Annotated in this window: 23 protein-coding genes; 15 read left to right on the plus strand and 8 right to left on the minus strand. The window is 63.9% G+C overall.

All coding sequences use genetic code 11. The features are described from left to right. Positions 1-6 precede the first annotated feature (6 nt). Positions 7-519, minus strand: a complete 513-nt coding sequence (locus tag ACX12F_RS19280) for an Rv2253/PknI dimerization domain-containing protein (RefSeq protein WP_459366091.1) — start codon at positions 517-519, stop codon at positions 7-9. Between the two features lie 304 nt (positions 520-823). Between ACX12F_RS19280 and ACX12F_RS19285 the strand changes: the two genes are divergently transcribed. The 3 genes from ACX12F_RS19285 (at position 824) to ACX12F_RS19295 (ending at position 2,814) form a co-directional block, all read left to right on the plus strand. Beyond that, a complete protein-coding gene (locus ACX12F_RS19285) occupies positions 824-1,234 on the plus strand; it encodes an Rv2576c family protein (RefSeq protein WP_459370429.1) in 411 nt (136 codons plus the stop codon). Positions 1,235-1,387: 153 nt separating this feature from the next. Beyond that, positions 1,388-2,173, plus strand: coding sequence for an Rv1363c family protein (locus ACX12F_RS19290; RefSeq protein WP_459366092.1), 786 nt, complete (start codon positions 1,388-1,390; stop codon positions 2,171-2,173). Then, positions 2,170-2,814 (plus strand): twin-arginine translocation pathway signal, encoded by a 645-nt coding sequence (locus ACX12F_RS19295; protein ID WP_459366093.1) that lies wholly within the window; start codon positions 2,170-2,172, stop codon positions 2,812-2,814. The genes ACX12F_RS19290 and ACX12F_RS19295 overlap by 4 nt, the downstream gene beginning before the upstream one ends. 144 nt (positions 2,815-2,958) lie before the next feature. On the opposite strand, the gene ACX12F_RS19300 is transcribed toward ACX12F_RS19295, so the two are convergent. Both ACX12F_RS19300 and ACX12F_RS19305 read right to left on the minus strand, forming a co-directional pair. Beyond that, positions 2,959-3,882 (minus strand): LipP1 family hormone-sensitive lipase, encoded by a 924-nt coding sequence (locus tag ACX12F_RS19300; RefSeq protein WP_459366094.1) that lies wholly within the window; start codon positions 3,880-3,882, stop codon positions 2,959-2,961. After that, positions 3,879-4,718 (minus strand): IclR family transcriptional regulator, encoded by an 840-nt coding sequence (locus ACX12F_RS19305; RefSeq protein WP_459366095.1) that lies wholly within the window; start codon positions 4,716-4,718, stop codon positions 3,879-3,881. Before ACX12F_RS19305 ends, ACX12F_RS19300 begins: the two co-directional genes overlap by 4 nt. 211 nt (positions 4,719-4,929) lie before the next feature. Between ACX12F_RS19305 and ACX12F_RS19310 the strand changes: the two genes are divergently transcribed. Further along, positions 4,930-5,310 (plus strand): hypothetical protein, encoded by a 381-nt coding sequence (locus ACX12F_RS19310; RefSeq protein WP_459366096.1) that lies wholly within the window; start codon positions 4,930-4,932, stop codon positions 5,308-5,310. 84 nt (positions 5,311-5,394) lie between these two features. On the opposite strand, the gene ACX12F_RS19315 is transcribed toward ACX12F_RS19310, so the two are convergent. Beyond that, the gene (locus tag ACX12F_RS19315) at positions 5,395-6,231 is read right to left on the minus strand and encodes a mycofactocin-coupled SDR family oxidoreductase (RefSeq protein ID WP_459366097.1); all 837 of its coding nucleotides are present in this window, start codon (positions 6,229-6,231) and stop codon (positions 5,395-5,397) included. 231 nt (positions 6,232-6,462) lie between these two features. On the opposite strand from ACX12F_RS19315, the gene ACX12F_RS19320 reads away from it, so the two are divergent. The 3 genes from ACX12F_RS19320 to bphC all read left to right on the plus strand — a co-directional run bounded on the left by ACX12F_RS19320 (position 6,463) and on the right by bphC (position 9,748). Further along, positions 6,463-7,542, plus strand: coding sequence for a 2Fe-2S iron-sulfur cluster-binding protein (locus tag ACX12F_RS19320; RefSeq protein ID WP_459366098.1), 1,080 nt, complete (start codon positions 6,463-6,465; stop codon positions 7,540-7,542). 109 nt (positions 7,543-7,651) lie between these two features. Then, positions 7,652-8,833 carry an acyl-CoA dehydrogenase family protein gene (locus tag ACX12F_RS19325; RefSeq protein ID WP_459366099.1) on the plus strand — a complete coding sequence of 394 codons (1,182 nt, stop codon included), beginning with the start codon at positions 7,652-7,654 and terminating at the stop codon, positions 8,831-8,833. A 6-nt stretch (positions 8,834-8,839) separates the two neighbouring features. Further along, the gene (bphC, locus tag ACX12F_RS19330) at positions 8,840-9,748 is read left to right on the plus strand and encodes a biphenyl-2,3-diol 1,2-dioxygenase (protein ID WP_459370430.1); all 909 of its coding nucleotides are present in this window, start codon (positions 8,840-8,842) and stop codon (positions 9,746-9,748) included. A 25-nt stretch (positions 9,749-9,773) separates the two neighbouring features. On the opposite strand, the gene ACX12F_RS19335 is transcribed toward bphC, so the two are convergent. Then, entirely contained in the window at positions 9,774-10,208 is a 435-nt protein-coding gene (locus ACX12F_RS19335) for a hypothetical protein (protein WP_459370431.1), read from the minus strand. A gap of 316 nt (positions 10,209-10,524) precedes the next feature. On the opposite strand from ACX12F_RS19335, the gene ACX12F_RS19340 reads away from it, so the two are divergent. After that, the gene (locus ACX12F_RS19340) at positions 10,525-11,349 is read left to right on the plus strand and encodes an IclR family transcriptional regulator (protein WP_459366100.1); all 825 of its coding nucleotides are present in this window, start codon (positions 10,525-10,527) and stop codon (positions 11,347-11,349) included. A 20-nt stretch (positions 11,350-11,369) separates the two neighbouring features. Here the strand turns inward: ACX12F_RS19340 and ACX12F_RS19345 are convergent, their stop codons facing one another. Then, positions 11,370-12,593 carry an NADH:flavin oxidoreductase gene (locus ACX12F_RS19345; RefSeq protein WP_459366101.1) on the minus strand — a complete coding sequence of 408 codons (1,224 nt, stop codon included), beginning with the start codon at positions 12,591-12,593 and terminating at the stop codon, positions 11,370-11,372. Between the two features lie 483 nt (positions 12,594-13,076). Here ACX12F_RS19345 and ACX12F_RS19350 point away from each other — a divergent pair, with 483 nt between their 5' ends. Beyond that, a complete protein-coding gene (locus ACX12F_RS19350; protein ID WP_459370432.1) occupies positions 13,077-13,682 on the plus strand; it encodes a Dabb family protein in 606 nt (201 codons plus the stop codon). Positions 13,683-13,692: 10 nt separating this feature from the next. Here the strand turns inward: ACX12F_RS19350 and ACX12F_RS19355 are convergent, their stop codons facing one another. Both ACX12F_RS19355 and ACX12F_RS19360 read right to left on the minus strand, forming a co-directional pair. Beyond that, the gene (locus ACX12F_RS19355) at positions 13,693-14,580 is read right to left on the minus strand and encodes an SDR family NAD(P)-dependent oxidoreductase (RefSeq protein ID WP_459366102.1); all 888 of its coding nucleotides are present in this window, start codon (positions 14,578-14,580) and stop codon (positions 13,693-13,695) included. Continuing rightward, positions 14,577-16,499 carry a flavin-containing monooxygenase gene (locus tag ACX12F_RS19360; protein WP_459366103.1) on the minus strand — a complete coding sequence of 641 codons (1,923 nt, stop codon included), beginning with the start codon at positions 16,497-16,499 and terminating at the stop codon, positions 14,577-14,579. The genes ACX12F_RS19355 and ACX12F_RS19360 overlap by 4 nt, the downstream gene beginning before the upstream one ends. A 103-nt stretch (positions 16,500-16,602) precedes the next feature. On the opposite strand from ACX12F_RS19360, the gene ACX12F_RS19365 reads away from it, so the two are divergent. From ACX12F_RS19365 to ACX12F_RS19390, 6 genes are read left to right on the plus strand one after another with little or no spacing between them, the layout of a single operon-like run. Then, positions 16,603-18,189, plus strand: a complete 1,587-nt coding sequence (locus tag ACX12F_RS19365; RefSeq protein WP_459366104.1) for a fatty acyl-CoA synthetase — start codon at positions 16,603-16,605, stop codon at positions 18,187-18,189. Positions 18,190-18,203: 14 nt separating this feature from the next. Then, on the plus strand, positions 18,204-19,310 hold the full coding sequence (locus ACX12F_RS19370) for a zinc-binding dehydrogenase (RefSeq protein ID WP_459366105.1): 1,107 nt from the start codon (positions 18,204-18,206) through the stop codon (positions 19,308-19,310). A gap of 16 nt (positions 19,311-19,326) precedes the next feature. Then, a complete protein-coding gene (locus ACX12F_RS19375) occupies positions 19,327-20,751 on the plus strand; it encodes an aldehyde dehydrogenase family protein (protein WP_459366106.1) in 1,425 nt (474 codons plus the stop codon). After that, positions 20,748-21,524: a crotonase/enoyl-CoA hydratase family protein gene (locus tag ACX12F_RS19380; RefSeq protein ID WP_459366107.1), complete on the plus strand. Its 777-nt coding sequence runs from the start codon at positions 20,748-20,750 to the stop codon at positions 21,522-21,524. Before ACX12F_RS19375 ends, ACX12F_RS19380 begins: the two co-directional genes overlap by 4 nt. Continuing rightward, positions 21,521-22,678 carry an acyl-CoA dehydrogenase family protein gene (locus ACX12F_RS19385; protein WP_459366108.1) on the plus strand — a complete coding sequence of 386 codons (1,158 nt, stop codon included), beginning with the start codon at positions 21,521-21,523 and terminating at the stop codon, positions 22,676-22,678. The genes ACX12F_RS19380 and ACX12F_RS19385 overlap by 4 nt, the downstream gene beginning before the upstream one ends. Beyond that, a complete protein-coding gene (locus ACX12F_RS19390; RefSeq protein ID WP_459366109.1) occupies positions 22,675-23,736 on the plus strand; it encodes an acyl-CoA dehydrogenase family protein in 1,062 nt (353 codons plus the stop codon). The genes ACX12F_RS19385 and ACX12F_RS19390 overlap by 4 nt, the downstream gene beginning before the upstream one ends. Positions 23,737-23,768 lie beyond the last annotated feature (32 nt).

Raw genomic sequence — 23,768 nt, forward strand, 5'->3', positions numbered from 1 at the left:
ACTGGGTCAAGCGACTTTGACCAGCTTGAAGGGCATCGTGATGAACACGACCCGGCTACTGCCGCACGAGCCACTGACGCCGGTGGTGGAGTCCTCGCCCATCAGTGTCGTCGACGTCGAATCCGCACCGGCCCCATCGGAGGTAGCCGGATAGAACCTGAACACCTGAAGTCCCGGCCCTGCACTGCCATCGCCGCACGGCTGCCAGTTGTCCACCGTCTTCTTGACATACCAGACACCGCTTTTCATATAGATGGGCGCCGTCCATCCCCAGTCGCTGGCGACTTTGCCGGTGCATTCGGTCGGGTAGCTGCACTTGGTCGTGATCGTCCACGTGCTGCGGATGCTCGCCTCGTCGTGATAGATGTCGTTGGTCTTCGCCCACTCACCATTGGACGTCGCGGCATAGGTGCCATTGAGACCCCAGTCGTTCGACGCGTTGGCGTTGCCGCAACCCCACCCACTCAACAGCCCAACGGCCACCGCCGTCGCCGCGACCGATGTCGTTGATATCCGCATGACCCGCTCCTTTTGCACCGAACCCCTTTGACGTCCGCTGGCGGCCACCACACGGCGCGAGTCCGACCACATCGGTTCATCGAAAGATGCTGCCACACAGCCGGAACAGCTACTACTGTCCAGCTTTCCGCATCGGGTGACAGACAAAATCCCGCCAAGCGGTCATCGTGCCCTCGGTGGGTCGACGGTGTGCCACAGTTGGGCAGTGCCAGTCGTACCCAACCACCTCCACCCGCTCGGCGACATCAGACGGCGTGTCACCGGTCGAGGCACAACGGCAACTCCTGCCGCAATGGCGCGGTGGATGCTGGCGGCAGGCTCAGCATTGGTGATCACCTTCGGTACAGCGACGGCACCGTCCGCATCCGCAGACAGCGACCCGGCGCCGCACCATGTGACATACACCGTCACCGCCGATCTGCCCACCAATGCGGGCATCTACTACCGCGACGTCGAACCGCCCACTTGGGCCGAATACAGCCACAACCCTTATGAATTCAGCCCACGAGACGATGTGCATCTCGAACCCGGAAAACCGTGGGTCCACGAAGCCACCCTTGACGACCCCGGCCAATGGGCGATGGTCACTGTCACCAGTGCCGGTCAGCCATCGCAGCTCGGGCAAACGCTGCGCTGCACGCTCACCGTCGACGGCAGGGTGGTCAACCGCGCTGACGGCCCCAGCGGCGCTCTGTGCTCATTGCGAAATTGGTGACCATCAATCATCCCAGGCGTCGATCAACCGCTGGGCGGGAATTCTTCGCCATTCGGTTCCGGACCGCATTAGCGTCGAAAACGTGACGGCCAGAACGGGCCTGGCACCCACGGGCATCAGCACCCAAGACCAGCAGGGAACCGGAGGTGGATCATGCGGTTACTCAGCCGCTCCGATACCGCAACGCAGGTGAACGCCCCGGGCGCGACCGAGGACAACGACCGTTCGCAGGCCTTCGACCTGGCGGTCATCAGCCAAGCGGAGGCAGAGGCCCTTGCCGCAGAACAGCTGGCAGCAGCCGCGCGCGCACGAGCCGACGGGCTTCGTGCACGGGCAGTCGAGGTCGACGGTTCGCCGGGCGACGGCGAACCCACCGAGTCGACATCAGATCTCGCTGACGTCGAAACCGCTGCTGCGCAAGCGTCGTCGACGAAGGTACGGCGGCGGTTACAGCGCCCGAAGTTGGGGGCGGCATTGGCCACCGTCGCCGTCCTGGCAAGCGCCGCACTTCTCGCCGCAACCGGCTACATGCTCCACTACGACCGCCAGTTCGACAGCGAGCTGCAGCGAAAGGCCGAATTCGCCGCCTCTGCGTCGCAAGCAGTCGTCACGCTGATGTCGATAGACGGCACCAAGGCCGAGGACAACGTCAAGCAGATCATTGCCAATTCCACCGGACAGTTTCGTGACGACTTTCAAGCCGATGCAAAGGATTTCGTGCAGGTTGCCCGCGAGTCCAAGGCAGCAACGAAGGCGACGGTACGCAGCGCGGCCGTCGAATCGATGACGCCGGATTCTGCTGTGGTACTGGTGACCGCCGCGACAACGGTGAGCAATACGGCGGGGACCAACCAACAACCACGCAATTGGCGCCTCAGTGTCACCATGATCAGGGACGGAGCGCAGCTCAAGATGTCGAAAGTCGAGTTCGTGCCATGACCACAGACACGGCAGTACCCCACACCGCTGAGGACGCCACTCCCGAGGATGCCGACAGTGCTCAGCCCGACGACGACCGCGCGGTCATTGAGGATCAATGCGTCGACGTATCAGAACAAACCACTTCGGAACCCGACCGGCCGAAGCGACTGACTCGACGGCTCGCGGGGCGGCGGCCCATCGCCGTTACAAGCCTCGTGCTGGCGTGCGCCGGCACCGCAGGTGCGCTGTACTTCACCACGTATCGCAGTGACCTCGCCGGCGCCGAAGCCACAACCCAGGTCGCCAAGGCCGCATCCGAAGGTGCCGTGGCGTTACTGTCCTATGCGCCTGCGACTTTGGACCATGATCTGGCGGCTGCGCGTTCACATCTGACCGGCGGATTCTTGACGTACTACAGCCAGTTCGCCGACCAGTTCGTCGCGCCTGCCGCCAAGCAGAAGGACATTCACGCCGTTGCGTCGGTCGTCCGTGCCGCCACGATCGATGCACACGCAGACAGCGCACACGTACTGATCTTCCTGAACCAAACCACCACCAGTCGCGAAAACCCTGAACCGACACAGTCGGCGAGCAGCGTGAATGTCGGCCTCACGAAAATTGATGGCGGGTGGCGGATTTCGTCGTTTGATCCGATCTAGTCGGCTGAGCCTCGCGGCGGAGGCATCAAAGATGTACAAGGCCCGGGCGCCCTCACAATGGGAGCACCCGGGCCTTGTACATCAGCGCATTTGCACATCTGGGCGCTGAACGGTTGCGATCAGCGCGCGGGCGACGCGACGTCGCTACCGACGCAGCAACTCGCCCAGCGCGCGGCTTGCCTGCCGGCGGGCGGCATGCGCGATATCGAACATGGGCATCGTCATGAAGCCGTGTATTCCGCCGGCGAAATACAGCTGCTGCACGGTACCGCCCGCTTGCCGCAGCGCGTTGGCATACGCCAGGCCCTCATCTTTGAGTGGGTCGCAACCGGCGAGCACCATAACTGCCGGAGGCAATCCCTCGAGAAGACCACACAGCGGGGACGCGTACGGATGGCGGCGATCACCGGGCTCCGGAACGTATTGATCCCAATACCATTGCAGTGCTTCGCGCGGGTTGTAGTAGCCCGCGCCGAATCGGCGGTAGGAGTCGGTGTCGAAATCCGCGGCGATCACCGGATACAGCAGCATCTGCGCAGCAATGGACAACTCGCCTCGGTCGCGGGCCATCAAAGCGGTCACGGCGGCGAGGTTTCCACCCGCACTGTCGCCCCCGATTGCGATTCGTTGCGCGTCGGCACCGAAGTCATCCGCGTGTTCGGACACCCAGCAGGTCACTGCATACAAATCCTCCGCGGCTGTGGGCCACCGATGCTCCGGGGCCAGTCGGTATGCGACCGAAACGACCACCGCCGGAATGAGATTCGCCATATTCCGGCACAGGCCATCATGGCTGTCCAGATCACAGAAGACGAAACCGCCACCGTGCGCGTACACCAGCACCGGCAAAGGTCCGGATGCTGCCGGGCGGTATATCCGGATGGCCACGTGCCCACCGTCGACCGGCACCTGGTCATCCCATACGCCGGCGACCGGCTCGGGCTGCGGGTTCGGCACGAACCGTGCGCGAATCGCGGCCCTGGCCTGTGCGCCGGTCATCGTGGACACCTTGGGAAATCCGGTATCGAGGGCCTCGATGAGGTCCGCCACTTGCGGGTCGAGGCTCATGCGGGTCGCATCGCCGACGCACGCAGCTCCGCGTTATGTGCCGCAATACCGCCCCGCAGGGGACGCAGGAGCGTGGGACTCGCATGTTCGCGGACGCTTTCGGCATTACGCCAGATTGCCGTCGCGGTCATCCGCACCGGCGTGACCAACCGTCGGTCGAACGTCATCTGTGTCATGGGACCACACACCGAGACTGCGGCCACGGCTTCGCCTACCGGCCCGATCGGTGCCGCTACGCAGCCGAATCCACGAAGAGACTCTTCCCTCTCAGTGGCCACGCCGTGGGCCCGGACTCGGTCCAGTTCGCCGGCGAGCTGGGAACTCGTAGCTACCGAGTACCGCGTCCGCCGATTCGCAAGGTCAACGTGAGCAGAGTCGTGATAGGCCAGGATCGCTTTGCCGACGGCGGTGCATTGAGCGGGTTGGCGCCCACCTACGCGCGTCGGGATGGCGGCAACCACCTCGTCGCCGATCTTTTCCAGGTACACGACATCAGGGCCGTCGAGGACGGCGAGGTGCACCACCAGTCCAGTGGCCCGGTGCAGGTCGCGCAAGAGCGGCATGGCCGCTCGATGAATTCGGTCCTGTTGGAGCGCAAGGTTGCCCAACTCCACCAAGCGCACGCCGAGCTCGTAATCGAACCCATCGCGGCTCAGCCACCGCAGGCTCACCAGGCGCTCGAGCATCCGGTGCGCGGACGAGCGTGGCAGCCCGGTGCGACGAACGATCTGCGCCAAGGTGAGACTTCCCGACCCGTCGAACGCCTCCAGCACCAGGGAAACCCGATCGATCACATTGCTAGGCGTCTCGGCAGCCATATCGACGGTCAGCGTCATCGAAACCCTCCAGGCTCATCACAGGAATAGTCAAAATAGGAATAGTACTTTTTTTACCATATGCTGTGGTCGCTGTCACATATCGATGTCAAGCCACCGGCGGCCACACCGCCTCGGGCGGGTTTCCGCTCACCGGTCGGCCACCTATCGCCCGTTCCCGGAAGTCGGTACAGCTGAATCCGACGACCCCATCAATGACCTCGGGAGACGAATGCGCAATCACCTGCTGCTGGCCATCGCCGTCGGCGCGCTCAGCTTCGGCCCTGCGGCCGCGGCGGCTGCGGACGCTCCTGCCCCGTGCGAGGATGCCTACTGCACACCCGCCATCTCCGGCGGCGTCGTGCTGGGAGCCCCGTGCGCCGACACGTCGCATTTCGTCTTCGGCACCACGTCATGGGGACGCCTCGTGTTCTGCGGCTCTCCGCGTCGGTATGAGCCGCGCTATTTTCGTTCGCCACCGATGAGGGGCATCAAGGTCGAGGGCTCACCCTGTCCTCAATTCGTGAATGACGTGGCCCAGAGCCCCGACGGTGTGTTCTTGAGTTGTGTTGCGGTCGACGACACCACTCGCTGGGTGCCGGGCGACCAGTGACCAGGACCGGATCGACCAATCTTCGTGCACTACAGACACATTCATGATCTCGCCTGGGATCCAACGTGAATTCCTCTGTCGGAATTATTTTTGCGTGGCGCCCGCGTCAACGGGCAACGTGATCGCGGTGATGTATCGCGCCTCGCCGGAGGCCAGGAACAGCGCCGCGTTCGCGACGTCGATCGCCTCAACCCACGGGATCGACAGGAGGTTCATCCGGCGCGCGGCTGCGGCGAACTCATCGCGCGTAGGTGGCCGGTCCAGGTCCGGCCGGAAGGCGACTCGGACCACGTCGTTCTGGATGAGCGGAGTGTCGACGTTGGTGGGCAGGATGCAGTTCACGCGGACGTCGTGCGGCGCCAGGTCGTGCGCGAGGCTGCGCATCAGTCCAATCACCCCGTGCTTGGCTGCGGTGTAATGGCCTACCCCGACGAGGCCGCGCAGACCCGCAATGGAGCTGGTCAGCACCATGGAGCCGCCGCCGCGCGCGATCAGATGCTCTGCGCCAGCTCTGCACGTGTGCCACACCCCGGTCAGGTTGATGTCAACCATTGTGTGCCAGGCGTTTTCGCTGAGATCGACGGTCATCGCACGTGACGTGATTCCGGCCGTCGCGCAGACGACGTCAAGTCCTCCGAACTCGTCGACACCCCGATCGGTCGCTGCCTGCATGCCTTCGAGGTCGCGGACGTCGACGATGTCGGTGTAGATCCGGCGACCGGCCTGCCTGACCAGCCTGCCGGTTTCCTCAAGATCTGCTGGAGTACTTGACGGGACCGAGACGGTCTCGACCGGCCCGCAGAGGTCCAGCCCGATGATGTCGGCGCCTTCCTGGGCGAACCGGACCGCTTGGGCGCGGCCGATTCCGCGGGCCGCGCCGGTGATCAACGCGACCTTGCCGGCCAGCCGCAGCGCACTCATGTGGTTCTCCCCGTCAATCCCGCGTTGCAGGTGATGTAGCGACCCTCGTCGGAGGCCAGGACGACCCCGACGTCCACGTCGGTGTTCGATCCCCCGCGCACTACACCAACGGTAGGGAGCCGGGGCAGCCAAATCGGCGTCGATTCCCGGTGATCGGAAACCCGTGCCCGGATCCCGCTGATCGGAGAGACCGGTTGGGTCCGCGCCCTCGGCGTCCCAGAATTTCAGCACATGACCGCTGTCGAAACCGACACCGAAATCGTTGGTGCCCGTCGTGGCGTGCTGCTGACGGTGGCCGATGTCATCGCGGAGAGCCCTGACACACGGTCATTGGTATTCAGCGTCCCCGAACAGCTGCGGGACCGCTTCGCCTATCGGCCGGGGCAATTCCTGACCTTTCGCGTTCCGAGCGATCAGACCGGCTCGGTGGCGCGGTGCTACTCGCTGGCGAGTTCACCGCACACCGATCCCGCGCCGAAGGTGACGATCAAGCGGACTGCGGGCGGTTACGGGTCGAACTGGTTGTGTGACAACGTTTCTGTCGGGGACACCATCGAAGTGCTGCCACCTGCCGGTGTGTTCACGCCCGATTCGCTCGACAGCGACTTCCTGTTGTGGGCGGCCGGAAGTGGTATCACTCCGGTGATGTCAATCCTCAAGTCAGCGATGGCGTCAGGTTCTGGGCGGGCAATTCTGTGTTACGCCAACCGTGACGAGCACTCGGTCATTTTCGCCGCCGAACTACGCGAGCTGGCTGCGCGTTACGCCGGCCGCTTGACGGTGCTGCACTGGCTGGAATCGGTACAGGGATTGCCGACGCGTGCCCAGATGGCCGGGTTTGCGCACACTGTTTTTGCCGGGTCGAACACCTTCGAATCGTTCATCTGCGGCCCGGCCTCGTTCATGACCGTGATCAAGGAAGCGCTGGCCGAGGCCGGGGTACCGCGCGAACGCATTCATCTCGAGGTGTTCCAGTCATTATCGGGCGATCCGTTCGCCGATGAGATCGATTCCACGGCCGATCATTCCGATGATGGAGACGCTGCGACGGTTCAGGTCGACATCGACGGCGACTGCCACCAGTTGCGATGGCCGCGGCGCGCCACACTGGTCGACACGATGCTCGCGGCAGACCTTGATGTGCCGTACTCGTGCCGGGAGGGCCAATGCGGGTCATGCGCGGCCACCGTGCTCCGCGGCCACGTCGACATGGCCACCTCCGAGGTACTGCAACCAGAGGACATTGCCGACGGCCTGATCTTGGCCTGCCAGGCCACACCGGTCTCAGACGACCTGCACATCAAATTCTGAAGAACATCGTTACACGACAACATTTTTCCGCTCACCGGGAACGGTTCTCAGCGGCGGGAAGCCCACTGTTGGACCATCAGTGGCAGCCATTGACCGATAGGACGAGAAGATGACCGACCGGGTAATCGACCGGGTGCGCGCGATCGCCGACCAACTACGCACGCAGGGGCCCAAGGCAGAAAAGGCCGGACAGCTCACCGACGAGACGGTCAAGTTGATGAAGTCGGCCGGCAACATTCGGCTGTTGCAGCCGAAGGCCCACGGCGGCCTGCAAGTCCACCCGCGCGAGTTCGCCGAAACCGTGATGGCCACTGCCGCACTCGACCCGTCCGCGGGCTGGATCAACGGCGTCGTCGGCGTTCACCCTTACCAGCTCGCTTACGCAGACCCACGGGTGGCATCCGAAATCTGGGCTGACGACGTCGACACCTGGGTCGCCTCCCCCTACGCGCCACAAGGCGTGGCGAAGCCGGTCGATGGCGGCTACATCTTCAACGGCCGCTGGCAGTTCAGTTCGGGCACCGATCACTGCGACTGGATCTTCCTGGGCGCGATGATCGGTGACGCCGAGGGCAAGCCGCTGATGCCGCCGCAGATGCTGCACATGATCTTGCCGCGCGGCGACTACGAAATCGTTGAGGACTCGTGGAACGTCGTGGGGCTACGCGGCACCGGCTCAAAGGACGTCATTGTCAAGGATGCCTTCGTGCCGTCGTACCGCACGATGGACGCGATGAAGGTCATGGACGGCACCGCCCAGCGCGAAGCCGGGATGACCGAGACGCTGTACTTGATGCCGTGGTCGACGATGTTCCCGCTCGGCATCAGCTCGGCGACCATCGGCATCGCCGAGGGCGCGCTGGCCGCTGCACTCGACTACCAGCGCGAGCGGGTGAGCTCCAGCGGAATCTCGATCAAGGACGACCCGTACGTCATGTACGCCATCGGTGAGGCCGCCGCGGACATCAACGCGGCCCGGCAAGAGCTGTTGGCCAACGCCGACCGAATTTTCGACCTGGTCGACTCGCGCAGGGAGGTGTCCTTCGAGGATCGCGCGGCCGGTCGGCGCACCCAGGTGCGGGCGGTGTGGCGCGCGGTCTCAGCGGTCGACGAGCTGTTCGCGCGCTGCGGCGGCAACGCCGCGCGAATGGACAAACCGCTGCAGCGCTATTGGCGTGATGTACACGTCGGCCAGGCGCATGCCATTCACGTTCCGGGCACGGTCTACCACGCTTCGGCCCTGAGCTCGCTTGGCGTGGATCCGCAGGGTCCGCTACGGGCGATGATCTGAGTGACCGTGGGATTGATCAAGAGCCTCGACTACGTCACCGTCGCCGCCTCCGACATCGAACGCTGGCGGCACTTCGCCCGCAACGTCCTCGGCTTCGCGACCGGTACCGGACCCGACCAATCCGCGCTGTACCTGCGGATGGACGAACGTGCTGCGCGCATCATCGTGGTGCCCGGCGAGTCCGACAAGATCATGACCGTCGGCTGGGAGGTCCGCGACCATGCCGACCTCGAGCAGGTGAAGAGCGCACTCGAAGCCGCTGGCGTGCCGTTCAAGCAGCTGTCGCTGGCGGAAGCCGATGCACGACGCGTCGAAGAAGTCATCGCTTTCGAGGATCCGGCCGGCACGCTACTCGAGGTGTTTCACGGGCCCGTCCTAGACCACTCACCCGTCATCACCCCGCACGGAGCAAAGTTCGTCACCGGCAACCAGGGCCTGGGACACGTGGTGCTCCCCGCGCTCGATGTCAACGGCTTGCTCGAGTTCTACACGGAGGTCCTCGGTTTCAAGTCCCGCGGCGCATTCCGTGTCCCGGTGCCACCGGAGTTCGGACCCGTCCGGGTTCGATTCATGGGCGTCAACCAGCGCCATCACAGCCTGGCGATCTGCCCCGCGCAGAATCTGCGCGATCCCGGCCTCATTCACCTCATGGTCGAGGTCGACAGCCTCGACGCGGTGGGCCAGGCCCTCGACCGGGTCAATGCCGAAGGCTTCCAACTCTCGTCCACCCTGGGCCGCCACACCAACGACAAGATGGTGTCCTTCTATGTGCGTGCTCCCGGCGACTGGGACATCGAGTTCGGTACCGAGGGCATGAAGGTCGACGAAACCTATTACACCGCAGAGGAAATCACCGCCGACAGCTACTGGGGCCACCAGTGGGTGTCGGACCTGCCGGCGGCCATGCGCCCATGACACGTGAGCCCCGCGTCAAGCGAACCTACATCTGTACGAGGTCGAACGGATAGGTCAACGTCCCGGCGGGCGATCCGTCGCAGCCGGTGGCGAACGACGACGAGAGCGTCCCGGACATCGTGCTCGGATCCCACGAGTAGGTATCCCGGGTCGGTATCACTGGGCCGTAATAGACATCCCCACAACGTAATCCATCCGGAACATCAACGGTCAGCGTCAACCGTCCGTCGTGCAGTTGCGCGTCGCCCTGGTACGGAAATGCTCTTGCCACCGGTTGTGGAATCGCCTGGACATGAACACAGTCGCCCTGACAACTCGACAGTGCCCAGAGCCAGTTGTGAAAGTCGTGCCGGCCAGAGATTCTCAGTTCGAAATTCCCGTGGCGGATATCCGCGTGCGCCAATGGCGTCGACATCCACCTAGCGGCGACCAACGCCATGGCCGAAACGATTGATTTCATACCTGCCCTCGCCAACGTGCCTACCAGGTCGAACGCCACCGGCAACGCCGGCCGAAGTGGCTGTGATCCGTTTACTAGCAAGAAGTTACGGCGCACAAGGCCAGGACGGTGCCGAATATCCGCTGAGCGGGCATCCTCGCGCTCGTACCTCAGCAGAGCGTCATCTGTGGACGCCGCAGCGGCACGACGGACGACTGCACACCGCACCGACCCATCCCGAAGCTACTGCCGACAGCAGGCATGGTGTGACACCGCACACATCGTATGGTAAAAATAGCAATAGTACTTTTTTGACTATCGACACTGGGAGCACTTCATGACAACGGCAGTCGTGAGCCGCGGCGAAACGCCGATCGCCGCCATTGATCGGATGTCCTTGGTACTGGACGCCTTTGACGGCAAGACACCGCTGACAATGGTGCAGATCGTGCATCGCACCGGTCTGCCAAGGTCGTCTGTGCACCGCATGCTGGAGCGACTCGTTCATCTTCGCTGGCTCCGACGCGAAGGTTTTGACTATGAACTCGGGACCCGCTTGGTCGAGTTGGGGTCGCTCGCCCTGCATCAGGGTCGCATTCACCAGGCCGCTCTTCCCCTACTGCGCAGTCTGCAGCGGGCCACCGGATTGGTGGTACACCTGGCTGTCGTCGACGGCTCCGACATCATCTGCCTCGAGAGAATCGGTGATCAACTGTCCGATCTCGTCCATACCTCGGTCGGCAATCGCGTACCTGCGCACTGTACCGCGGTCGGAAAGGCCATTCTTGCCGAAAGTGACTGCAACGATGTCGATCTCAGTGCCCGGCAAACTCGATTCTCGATTGCCAGCACCCAGCAATTGACGGCTGAACTGACCAAGACCCGCGAACGTGGCGTGGCGTTCGACCGGGAGGAATCCCTGCTTGGGATCGGCTGCGTCGCTGCAGCCATCGGACTGCCGGGACAGCCGCTCGCAGCCGTATCGGTGTGCGGCCCGATCGACCGGATCACTCTGGATCAACGACTCGCCGCGCCCGTGCGGATCACCGCATCGCGCATCTGGCGCAATATCGAATACGGACCGCACCGGCCCACCCCGAAGGCGGTTACCCACCCAGCACTGCGACGAGTGGGACCGCCGAACTCCTGGGCGCGAGCGTAGGTATGTGATCCATCGGCCCGTCAATTCGTGGCGGGCCTCCGGTCGTCAGGGAGCCCCTGAGCAATCCCGTAGCGTTGCTCAGGGTCCAGGACGCAGTGGGTCCGACCGAACACCGTCACCATGCACTTGTTGTTGTGGGTGCAACGGCTGCGTGAGCCTGGCTCGGCAATCATGGTGTTCACGCGATCCGGTTCACGAAGCAGGGCCCGCCCCATGGCGAAGAAATCAAAACCCTCTCGCATCCCGGTCTCGATATGCTCGCGGTTGGTAATGCCGCCCAACAGAACGAGTTTGGTGTTCTTCATCAGCGGGACGAATTGGCGGGCGGCGTCGAGCATGTACAAGTCCCGGTAGGGGTACATGCCCATCGCCTGCTTGCCGAAGAGCCGGATCGCAGGACGTAAGGCCACCGGCATTACTTTCGAGAACTCCTTGGCCGGTACGTCGCCGCGGAACAGATACATCGGCTTGTACACCGAGGAACCTTGGGTCAGCTCGAGGGCGTCAAGGGTGGCGTCGGCATCGAGGAGTTGTGCCGTTCGCAGCGCTTCATCGATCCAGATGCTGCCGGGCAGACCGTCATCCATGTCGAGCTTGGCGATCACCGCGATCTGGCCGCCGACAACCGTCCGTACATGTTGAGCGATCTCGCGAACCAGTCGCGACCGATTATCGATCGACCCGCCGTAGCCATCTCGGCGGCGGTTGATGAGCGGGCTCAGGAATGAGCTGGGTAGGTACAGGTGTCCGAAGTGAAGCTCGACCGCGTCGAATCCGGCATCCACCGCAATACGGGCGGCCATTCCGAATTGCCTGATGACTGCCTGGATTTCCTCGACGCTGATGGCGCGGCAGTATGCGAAAGACGTCGGGTTGACGAACTTGCTCGGCGCCATTGCGGTGACCCCGGTGAGCTTCTTGGGCGCTACCACTCCGGCGTGACCGAGCTGGGCCGAAATCGCCGCTCCAGTCTCATGCACGGCATCGGTGAGCCGGCGCAGGCCAGGCAATGTGGTCGCGCTCATGACGATCTGCCCCGGTGCACTAGCAGCTTCGGGAGCGACGCAGCAGTAGGCGACGGTGGTCATCCCCACGCCGCCGTCAGCGAATGCCCGGTGAAATGCGATCAGTTCCTCGGTGACCGCGCCGTCGGGCGAGCGTCCCTCAGATGTCGCCGCTTTGATGATCCGGTTCCGCAGTATTACCGGACCCAGCTGCGCAGGTTCAAACGGATTGTCGCCCATGGGATCACCCTCGTCGCCCACTGTCGGTGAGCAAAGATGCGTTCCCGGTAACCGGGAACGGGCGGACCGCCGACTGCCGCCGGCCCATAGCCTCTACTCATGGACGAAGTGTTCGTCATCGACCGGGTGGTTACCGCTCCCGGGTGCGCCCAGAAGTTCATCGACGCCTATCTCGCCGACTACGCACCTGGCGCGATTGAACGGGGCATGACCATGTGGGACATTCTGGTCAGTCCGCCGATCTGGTTCGATGACCAAACCAACGTCGTCACCATCACCTGGTCACTGCCCAGCCCGCAGGCGTGGTGGGAGATGACATGGCAAGGCCGTGGTGATCCAACACTGGCGCAGTGGTGGGACAGCGTCGCAGGTCTCATCGTCGAACGCAACCGCAGTGTCGCCGCATCCCCCGACAACGTCGCCCCCGCAGGTGATGTCGCCGCGCCGGCACCACAAGGATCCGCGGAGGGCACCACCGTCGGCGTGACCCGGCTGATCGATGTCGCCGAATCCGACCGCACACGAATACTGGAGAACCTGCGCGAGGCAGCCCGCAACAGCGGCGCGTTGGCGTATGTCGTGCAACCGACACTTCCGGGGTCACGCAATGGCGGCGACATCCTGGCCCATCTACGCTTCTGGAACCAGACTGCCTGGGAACAGAGCACTTTCGACCGCGCCCTGGCTGATCCGGCCATTACCCACGTCAACGGCGCGACCTACCGCGGCGCCCCGACACGCATCGGCCGCGGCAGCGTGTACCGAGCGCTACTGCTGCGGGTCGAGCCCGGCGTCGACGCCACCACCATCGCCGACTTCGAACGCGAATTGGCCTCGATGCCAAGGTATGTAAACACCATCGCGGCGTGGCAGCTCAGTCGCGTCGACTCCGCACTGGGCACCAGTCCGTGGACGCACGTGTTCGAACAGGAATTCACCGACGTCGACGGTTTGATGGGGCCCTACCTGATGCACCCCATCCATTGGGCGGTCGTCGATCGCTGGTTCGATCCGGAAACCACCGACGTGATCATCCGAGATCGCTTGTGCCACAGTTTCTGCGAACTGACCACGCCGGTGCTCTGGTAACGGCCGAAAGCTAGACGCCGGCGGGCAGGATATTCGGATTCGCCGCCGCAGGCGGTGGCAGCGGCGGCAGGACCGTGCGGCCGTCCAGCGAGTGCACCGTCAGTTCTTGGGACCATGGATAGTGCAGGCTGAACGCCACCAGACCCGTACGCTCCGCGGCAGGAGCATGGCACATGGCCAGTACCGTCTCCGCCAGGTATTCCACCGGCTCGGTGGGAAAGGAATCGGGGATGAGTGCGGTAGCGCCCGGTGTCCGGACCGCCGTTGACGGACCGACACAGTTGACCGCGATGTTCGCATCGAGCAGCTCGGCGGCCACTCCCTGGGTGAAACGGTGCAGCGCTGCTTTACACGAGGCGTAGATGACATCGCCGGCGGTCTTGTTGTAGTCCCGATACGGCCGTGTCGGAGCCACCCCGGTAACCGAACCGATGTTGACGATCCAACCCGCACCCTGATCCTTCATGTGCGGCACAACGGCTTTCGTCAGCGCGAACGGAATGCGCAGGTAGTGGTCGATTGTTCGGTCGAAGGTTGTCATCGGCATCTGCTCGACCACGGCGTAGTCGGCGAAACCGGCGTTGTTGACCACGATGTCGACGCGGCCCGTGCGGTGCAGGACCGCCTCGACAAGACTGTCGCGAGCCTCGGGGTCTTCCAGATCCGCCGGCACCCCGAAAGCCGAACCACCTGCGTCTTCGATGAGCTGGACGGTTTCCTGAATGCTGCCCGGTATCACCTCGCGCACCCCCGCGCGCACCGACGTCGAAGGAAAATTGCCGCGCGCGGTTACCGCGACTGTGGCTCCTTCGGCCGCCAGGCGCTGAGCGATAGCTCGTCCGATCCCTCGGCTACTGCCCGTCACGAGTGCGGTCTTGCCTGCCAACAGCTGTGTCATTGCAGGACGAAGTCTTCCTCGATGGGGGCCCGGTGCTGACGCCATAAGTCGACCAGTCGATACGGTGTCGCCACGACAACGCGTCCCGAATCGGAGCGATAGTAGGTGTGGGCGTTGGGAGTGTGGCACCACACGGTGCCGCGCATCGTCTCGTCGATGCCCTCGACGTACTGGTCGTAAGCACCGCGCGTGACCTCCATGGTGTGCACGTCGCGTATCGCCATCAGCTGCAGGCACTCAATGATGTAGTGCGCCATCACCTCCATCGAGAAGTTGGCTCCCGCGCCGTGTCCCGGGCTGTAGTTGGGAGCGGAAGTGATGAACAGGTTGGGGAAACCCGGCACGGTGCCCCCTCGGTAGGCGCGTGGGCTGTCGCCCCATTCGTCGGACAGCGCCCGGGAGTCGCGACCGCGGATGTCGATCGTCGACAGGAAGTCGAGGTGGTAGCCCGTGGCGTAGATGATGACGTCGAGGTCGATCTGCCGACCATCTTGAGTGACAATGCCGTTGGCGTTCACGGCAGCTGGTTCGCTGGCCTCGACGTCGACGTGATCACGGGTCAACGCCGCGTAGTAGCCGCCGGGGTCACGGATGATGCGCTTACCGTAGGGGGCGAAGTCCGGAGTGACTTTGCGCGCCAATTCCGTCCCGGCGCCGAACATCCGATTGATGTAGTCCGTACACATCTGCAACAGCACGTCGTTGGCAGGCGAGATCGACAGATGGCTCTTCGACCACTCTGGGTCCTGCAGGATGACCGGGTAGTTGTTGTCTGCGGTACCCCAGTACGACTTGACTCGATTCCACATGGCGTAGAACGGCAGCACCCGCCCCAGATAGCGACGATGTTCCGGCACGTCGTCGGAGAGCCGCTTGCGTGGGGCGACCCAATGAGGCTGCCTTTGGAACACGGTGAGGTGCTCGACCTGGTCGACGCAGGCATCGACGATCTGCACTGCCGTGCAGCCGGCTCCGATGATCGCTACCTTCTTGCCCGTCAGGTCCAGTGTGGGATCCCATTGGGCCGAGTGAATACTGATGCCGCCAAAGGTCTCCCGGCCCTCGATGTCGGGAAAGCGCGGGCGATTCAGGTAGCCTGCCGCGGTGACGACGACGCTGGCATGGTCGACCGTCGCGGTTCCGTCGGCGCTGCGCGAATGAATCCGCCACTGTTGACGCCGTTCATCCCACCGCAGCGCCTCGACCTCGGTGCCGAACCTGATGTGGCTGCGCAGCTCGTGTTTGTCCGCGAGCGCTACGAGGTAGGCCTGGTACTCAGCGCCCTGCGGGTAGTAGCTGGACCACTCGGGGTTCACTTCACGAGACAACGAGTAGTAGGCCGACGGGGTATCTACGCCGATCCCGGGGTACGTGGTGGTCAGCCAGGTACCCCCTACTTCTGTGTTGCGTTCGAAAATCTGAAATTGCACGCCCTCCTCGGCAGCCGCCAACGCCACCGCGATGCCGGCCAAGCCCGCTCCGATGATGGCCATTGTGGTGGTCTGCGGAATGGGCACCGAACGCGGCAGAGTCGGTTGAGACGGGCGGAAGCCACCCTGTTCGATCAGCAGGTCGACGTTTTCGTCGTCGACCTGCGTACCCAGCGCGACCGGTAGCAACCTCGCGAACAGTTCGCGGTCAACGACGGGATCATCGGCGGGCCGGAAGTAGGTAAGCGCATTGCTGATCTCGTCGACAAGCGCCTGCATTGTCTCGGGATCGGTTCGTCCCGCCCGCTCCGGCGGGTCCGGAACGTGATCGATCTTGGGTGCATACCGATCGATGACCGATGCGTCGCCGGTCATCTGTGCCAGCACAGCGACCAGGACACCCGGATCTGCCTGCATCAGATGTGCCCGCAAGGCATCGGGGTCAGGAGCGCTGGCTACTGGTGAGGACGATTCGGTCGCGGCGGTCATGCAACCGAGTATCGAAGGGATCTTCCCTACGCCGCCGCTGCTTTAACCTCTGAGCGGGATACGATCCTGCGACCAACCCGGTGCACTACATACGTTTCACGGCATGGATTCTGATGACCTGGACACCGTCATCGCCCGGGCCCGCAGCCACAGCCTCGCCGACATTCCCCGACGATCGGCGCGCAAACAGCCAAACAAGACGGCGATCGTCGACGGAGACGTGACGCTGAGTTTCGCGGAGTTCGACGACCTGGTCGACCGCGCCGCAGCAGCGTTGTGCGACAACGGCCTTCGGCCTGGAGACCGGCTCGCGTTGTTGTCGCGGAACTGCTGGCAGTACGCGGTATTGGCATTCGCCACTGCCCGTGCCGGCGTTGTTCTGGTCCCGATCAATTTCATGCTCACTGCCGAGGAAATCGCCTACATCTTGGCGCACAGCCATGCCGCCGGGCTCATCGTCGAAGCTGCCCTCGTACCGGTGGCCGAGGACGCGATGCGCTTCGGCACCGCCGTGAACTCCACCGCGGCACTCGTGCTGCCTGGGCAGCCGTGTCCCGCCGATTGGCCAGATTTCGCTGATTGGCTGACCACGGACAGCGCTGCCCCCGACCATCTTCTCGGCGACGACGAGATTGTCCGGGTGATGTACACCAGTGGCACCGAATCGCGGCCCAAGGGGGCGATGCACAGCAGCCGCGGACTGATGTGGCAGTACATCAGCACCATCGTCGCCGGCTCGATGTCTGGCGACGACGTCGTCATCCAGTCCCTACCGCTGTACCACTGTGCACAGCTGGACAACTTCTTGGCCACCGCCATCTACCTCGGCGCGACAAGCATCATCCTGCCGCGCCCGGAACCGGAAATGGTGTTGCGCACCATCGAGCGTTACCACGCCACCAGTTACTTTGCGCCGCCGACTGTTTGGATCAGCCTGCTGCGCAGCCTCGTCTTCGACCAGGTGGACCTGTCCAGCCTGTGCAAGGGGTACTACGGCGCATCACCGATGCCCACCGAAATCCTGCACGAGTTGCGCCGCCGGCTCCCGCGTCTGCGCCTGTGGAATTTCTACGGCCAAACCGAGATGGCGCCCCTGGCCTCGGCACTGGGCCCCGAAGAACAGGACAGTCACGCCGGATCTGCGGGCCGGCCGGTGGTCAATGTCGAAACGACCATCCTCGACGACACCAACACTCCCGTGGTACCCGGAACCGTCGGCGAGATCGCCCACCGCAGTGCGCATTTGATGCTGGGGTATCTGAACGACGCGGACAAGACCGCCGAAGCATTTGCCGGCGGATGGTTCCACTCCGGTGACCTCGGCTACTACGACGAGCACGGCCTTTTGCACGTCGTGGACCGCAAAAAGGACATGATCAAGACCGGCGGGGAGAACGTCGCCAGTCGCGAGGTCGAAGAGATCCTGTACCTGCACAGCGGCGTCGAGGAAGCCGCCGTGTTCGGGCTGGCACACCCGCTGTGGGTAGAGGCCGTGGTAGCCGCGGTGGTTCCTCGCGTCGGTGTGACGCTGACCGAAGACGAAGTCCTCACGCATTGTCGCGATCATCTCGCCGGCTTCAAGACCCCCAAACGGGTGTTCTTCGTCGATTCCCTGCCGAAGAACCCCAGTGGCAAATTGCTCAAACGCCGGCTGCGTGAGGAATTCAGCCCCGAATTCGCACAGAACTGAAGGAACACAACCACATGTACACAGGCCGCATCGCACGATTTGATGAGCCCGGTAAGCCATTTCAGATCGAAACCGTCTCTCTGCCAGAGGTTGGTCCGGGCGATATCCTGGTACGGGTGACCCGCGCCAACATCTGCGGGTCGGACGTGCACGCCTGGCACGGTACGTTTGCGACCCGAGGTCTCGGCGGACACCTGCCGACCGTGCTCGGCCACGAGATGGTCGGGGCTGTCGAGGCACTGGGTGACGGTGTTGCCACCGACTCCAACGGCAAGCCGTTGCAGGCCGGCACTCGAGTGGTGTTCCCCTACTTCTACAGCTGCCACAGCTGCCGCAATTGCCTGGCCGGGCGACGAAATGCCTGCCTCAAGTTGAAGATGGCCATGCTGGGCCGTGCCGACGCGCCGCCGTATTTCGTCGGCGGCTACGGCGATTACTACCTGCTGCCGGCGGGCGCCGTTGTCTACACCGTCCCGGACAGTGTCGGCGACGATATCGCGGCAGGTGCCAACTGCGCTCTGTCCCAAGTGATGTACGGGCTCGAACGCGTCGACCTTCAACTCGGTGAACACGTCGTGGTGCAAGGGGCCGGAGCCCTGGGACTCTATGCGATCGCGGTGGCCAAAGCCCGCGGCGCCGCGAACGTGATCGCGATCGACGGGATAGCCGAACGGCTGGAGTTGGCGGCCGCCTTCGGCGCCGACACCGTGCTGGATCTCAACCAGGTCGCGACCCCCAAGGATCGAGCCAAAGCCGTTCGCGCCCTGACCGACGGCCACGGCGCCGACGTCGTCGTCGAAGTCGTCGGGCACCCCTCGGCCATCGAAGAGGGCTTGCAGATGCTGGGACAGTTCGGTCGCTACGTCGAGATCGGCAACATCAACGCGGGCCAGACCTTCGCCTTCGACCCATCACGATTCGTCTTCAGCAACAAGACCATGGTCGGCGTTTCGCTGTACGACCCCGCGGTGCTCTCACGTGCTCTGACCTTCCTCGACCGGCACCAACACGCGCTGCCCTTCGACCGGCTCGCGGCGACAACCTACTCGCTCGACGACATCAATGACGCCTTCGCCGCGGCGGACGGCAAGCGCGACATCCGTGCCAGCATCACCCCGTAGTTCACAAAGGACGAATATGCACACTCATCAACGTTCCGAGCTGTTCATCGACGGCCACTGGGTAGCACCCTCCGGAAGCGGTGTCATCGATGTCGTCGACCCGGCCACCGAGGCGGTGATCGGCCATGTCCCGAGCGGTGATGAAGCCGATGTCGACGCGGCGGTCGCGGCAGCACGCCGCGCGTTCGACCCGGCGATCACTGTCCAAGAGCGACGGCAGCGGCTGCGCCGGGTGATCGACGCAATGGAAAAGCGCCTGCCGGACATCGCCAACCTCATCACCGCCGAGATGGGCGCCCCGGCACGCATCGCGCAGACAGTGCAAACCCAGGTGCCGCTCGCCGTCGCCAACGGTTTTGCCGACGTCCTGGAAACCTTCGAATTCGAAGAGCGCGTGGGCAATTCACTTGTGCTGCGCGAACCGTACGGAGTCGTCGGCGCCATCACCCCGTGGAACTATCCGCTGTATCAGGTGGTCGCCAAAGTGCTTCCGGCCATCGCTGCGGGCTGCACCGTCGTGCTCAAACCGAGCAATGAGGCACCGCTGTCGGTGTTCGCCTTCATCGAAGCTTGCGAGGAGGCAGGCCTGCCTCCCGGGGTGATCAACATCGTCTCCGGTCCTGGACAGGTGATCGGTGAGCGCCTCGCCAGCCACCCGGATGTCGATTTCGTGTCGTTCACCGGGTCCACGGGGGTCGGGTCCCGCGTCGGCGAATTGGCGGGCCAGTCTGTCAAGAAGGTGGCCCTCGAACTGGGCGGAAAATCGGCCAACGTGATCCTCGACGGCGCCGACCTGGCCACCGCCGTGAAAGTTGGGGTCGGCAATGCGTTCCTGAACGGCGGCCAGACCTGCATGGCGTGGACCCGAATGCTTGTGCCGCAGACGCGCTACAGCGAAGCGCTCGAATTGATCGAATCCGCAGTGAGTCGCTACACCGTCGGCGATCCATGGGACCCGGGCACCCGGATCGGCCCGTCCGCCTCACAATCCCAGTTCGAGACAGTGCGTGGATTCATCGACCGTGCGCAGCGTGATGGCGCGCGGTTGCTGACCGGCGGCTCCGAGCGGGTGCGTGACGTCGGGTTCTTCCTCGCACCAACGGTATTCGCCAACGTGGACCCGGAATCCGAACTCGGACAAGAAGAAGTTTTCGGACCCGTGCTGGCCGTCATCCCCTACACCGACACAGACGACGCGCTGCGCATCGCCAATGGCACCCCCTACGGTCTGTCGGGGGCGGTATGGGCCGCTGACGACGACACCGCGATCGCGTTCGCCCGCCAGATTCAGACCGGACAGGTCGACATCAACGGCGGCCCGTACAACCCCGCAGCGCCATTCGGTGGCTACAAGAGGTCGGGAATCGGCCGTGAGCTCGGGCGATTCGGTTTCGAGGAGTATCTGCAAACGAAGTCCCTTCAGCTCAAGGAGCGGCCGTGAAAGCGCCTGTCGACGTCAGTACCAACGGCTCGATCCAGCTCTGGACGATCAATCTCCCGGAGGCAGGTAACGCCATATCCGGCCCGGATGTGGTCGCCGAGTTCGAAGCGAATATCGACGCCGCCAACCGCGACAACGCAGTTCGGGCAATCATCCTCACGGGCAGCGGCAAGATCTTTTCCGCCGGCGGCAACGTCAAGGAGATGGCCGACCGCCGCGGCATGTTCGGCCTCGATCCCATCGACCAGCGTCGGGCCTACATCGACGGCATCCAACGCATCCCACGCGCGATGAGCCGGCTCGAAGTCCCCATCATCGCGGCGGTGAACGGTGCCGCGATCGGCGCCGGCTGCGACCTGGCGATGATGTGTGACATCCGTATCGCATCGGAGCGGGCATCATTCGCAGAGAGTTTCGTGCAACTCGGCTTGATTCCCGGCGACGGCGGCACCTGGTTTCTGCCGCGGGCCATCGGGTACTCCCGCGCCGCCGAGCTCACCTTCACCGGTGATCGCATCAATGCCGCAACCGCGCTGGAGTGGGGCCTGGTCAGCCGCGTTGTGGCCCATGACGATCTTCTTGCCGACGCGCACGTGCTGGCCGAACGCATCGCCGCCAATCCCCCGCATGCGCTGCGCATGGCCAAACGGCTGCTGCAGGAATCCATCACCGGCACATTGGAATCAACTCTCAGTATGGCCGCAGCCATGCAGCCGTTGGCTCACCACGACACCGCGCACCAAGATCGCATCGCAAAGTGGAAGACCTCATGACTACCGCGCTGAGGCGACTGGTGCCGCCGGCGAGCAGCTCAAACCCGGTGGCTGATGCGTTGCGCACCCAGGTCCGGGCGTTCCTGGCCGAGCAATTGGCTGCGGGCGCCTACACGCCGTCGGTCGACGCGTGGTTGTGCGGCCGGGACGAGAACTTCACCCGCTCGCTGGCACGACAAGGCTGGTTGGGCATGACGGTTCCCGAATGCTATGGCGGGCACGGCCGTTCGTTTCACGACCGATTCGTGGTCACCGAGGAACTGCTGGCCGCCGGTGCGCCGGTGGCCGCACATTGGATCGCCGACCGCCAGATTGTGCCTTCGCTTCTCAAGTACGGCACCGAAGAGCAGAAGCACGAGTTCCTGCCCCGCATCGTCAGCGGTGAGTGTTTCTGCGGCATCGGAATGAGCGAGCCCGACTCAGGATCCGATCTCGCGAGCGTTCGCACCCGAGCGGTCCGTGTCGACGGAGGCTGGTCGGTAACCGGGACCAAGGTATGGACCTCGGGAGCGCACCACGCGCACGCGTTCATCGTATTGGCCCGCACCGCACCGGTGGACTCGGCGCATCGGCACGCGGGGCTCAGTCAGTTCATCGTCGACTTGGCTGCCGGGGGTGTGGACGTTCGGCCCATCATCTCGATGAACGGTGGGCATCACTTCAACGAGGTCATCCTCGACGAGGTGTTTGTGCCCGACTCGATGGTCTTCGGTGAAATCGGGCAGGGCTGGACGCAGGTTACCTCGGAATTGAGTTTCGAACGAAGTGGCCCTGAACGGTTCCTGTCGACCTTTCCCCTCCTGGCCGCGACGCTCGAACAGCATGCTCCACAAAGTGTTTCGCGCGACGTCGAGATGGGCCGGTTGGTGGCACGTATCGCTGGTCTGCATCACACCTCGACGGCAGTGGCAGAAGCGCTACAACGCGGCGAAGCCGCCGATGTATCTGCGGCCGTGGTCAAGGTTCTCGGCACCACGGTCGAGGGCGACATCGCCGACTACGCCGACCTGCGCACCGGTGATGAGAGCGCAGTCGAATCGTCGTGGGCCGATCTGGTCACCCATGCGGTCGACCAACGCCCGGGATTCACCCTGCGCGGCGGAACAAACGAGGTACTGCGCGGAGTCATTGCGCGGGGATTGGGGCTGCGATGAACGGAACCGGAGTGCGGACGAATACGCCGACGGTGGATCGCGATCTGATCGACATGATGGAAGCCGTCTTCGCCGACTATCGGTCATCGCACGATTCCGGGCCGGCGGATGCACGAGTCGAGTGTGACCGCACGTTGTGGCATCGGCTCGATGAGCTCGGGCTGGTGCGGCTGACCGGATCGGAACAATTCGGCGGCAGTGGCGCGAGCTGGCGCGAATCGACCGAATTAGTCACCGCCGCAGTACGTCACGGGGTACGGCTGCCGTTGGCTGAACATGATCTCTTGGCGTGCTGGCTGTTGGAAGCCGTCGGGCAGGAAGTCGATGACGCTGTCCGCACCGTCCACATGGTGCCAAGCCCCGGCCGGCCCCAGGCGCTGACACCGTGGGCCGGCTCGGCCGACCGGATCGTCACCGTCTGGCGCAGTGACGACGGCTACCGCGTCGCCGACATCGATGCCGCGGAGATCGCCATCGCCCCAGGACAGAACCTGATCGGCGAACCGCGTGACACCGTCAGCATTGATTTGTCCAGCTGGCCCGGACACGCTGTAGAGCCAGGATTGGTTGCCGAACTGACGCGCAAGGCTGCGTTGGTCCGGGCCATTCAGGTTTGTGCCGCATTGGATTGCGCGATCGCGGCATCGGTTGAGCACGTGACGTCGCGCGTCCAATTCGGCCGTCCGCTCGCCAAGTTCCAGGCGATCCAGAACCTGATCGCCGATGCTGCCGCCGAGGCAGCCGTCGCCCGCTCGGCCACCGAAGCGGCACTGCACAATGCGCTCGAAACCGGATGGCGAACAGGCCATCTGGACTTTCAGATCGCAGTCGCACGATCCTGCGCCGGGCATGCAGCCTCGGTCGTGACCCGCAATGCCCACCAGGTGCACGGCGCGATCGGGACGACACGTGAACACCGCCTGCACGAGTGGACCCGCGCGGCGCTGGCCTGGCGGTCAGAAAGCGGTTCTGTGCATTTCTGGGACCGAAAGGTCGCGGCCGCGGCGGCGGAGGCGGGTAGCGCAGGCCTGTGGGCGTTGATCACCGGTACCGACTAGCTCATCACCCACCAACGCCTCAAACCGACTGA

This window comes from Mycolicibacterium sp. HS_4_1, assembly GCF_054515875.1.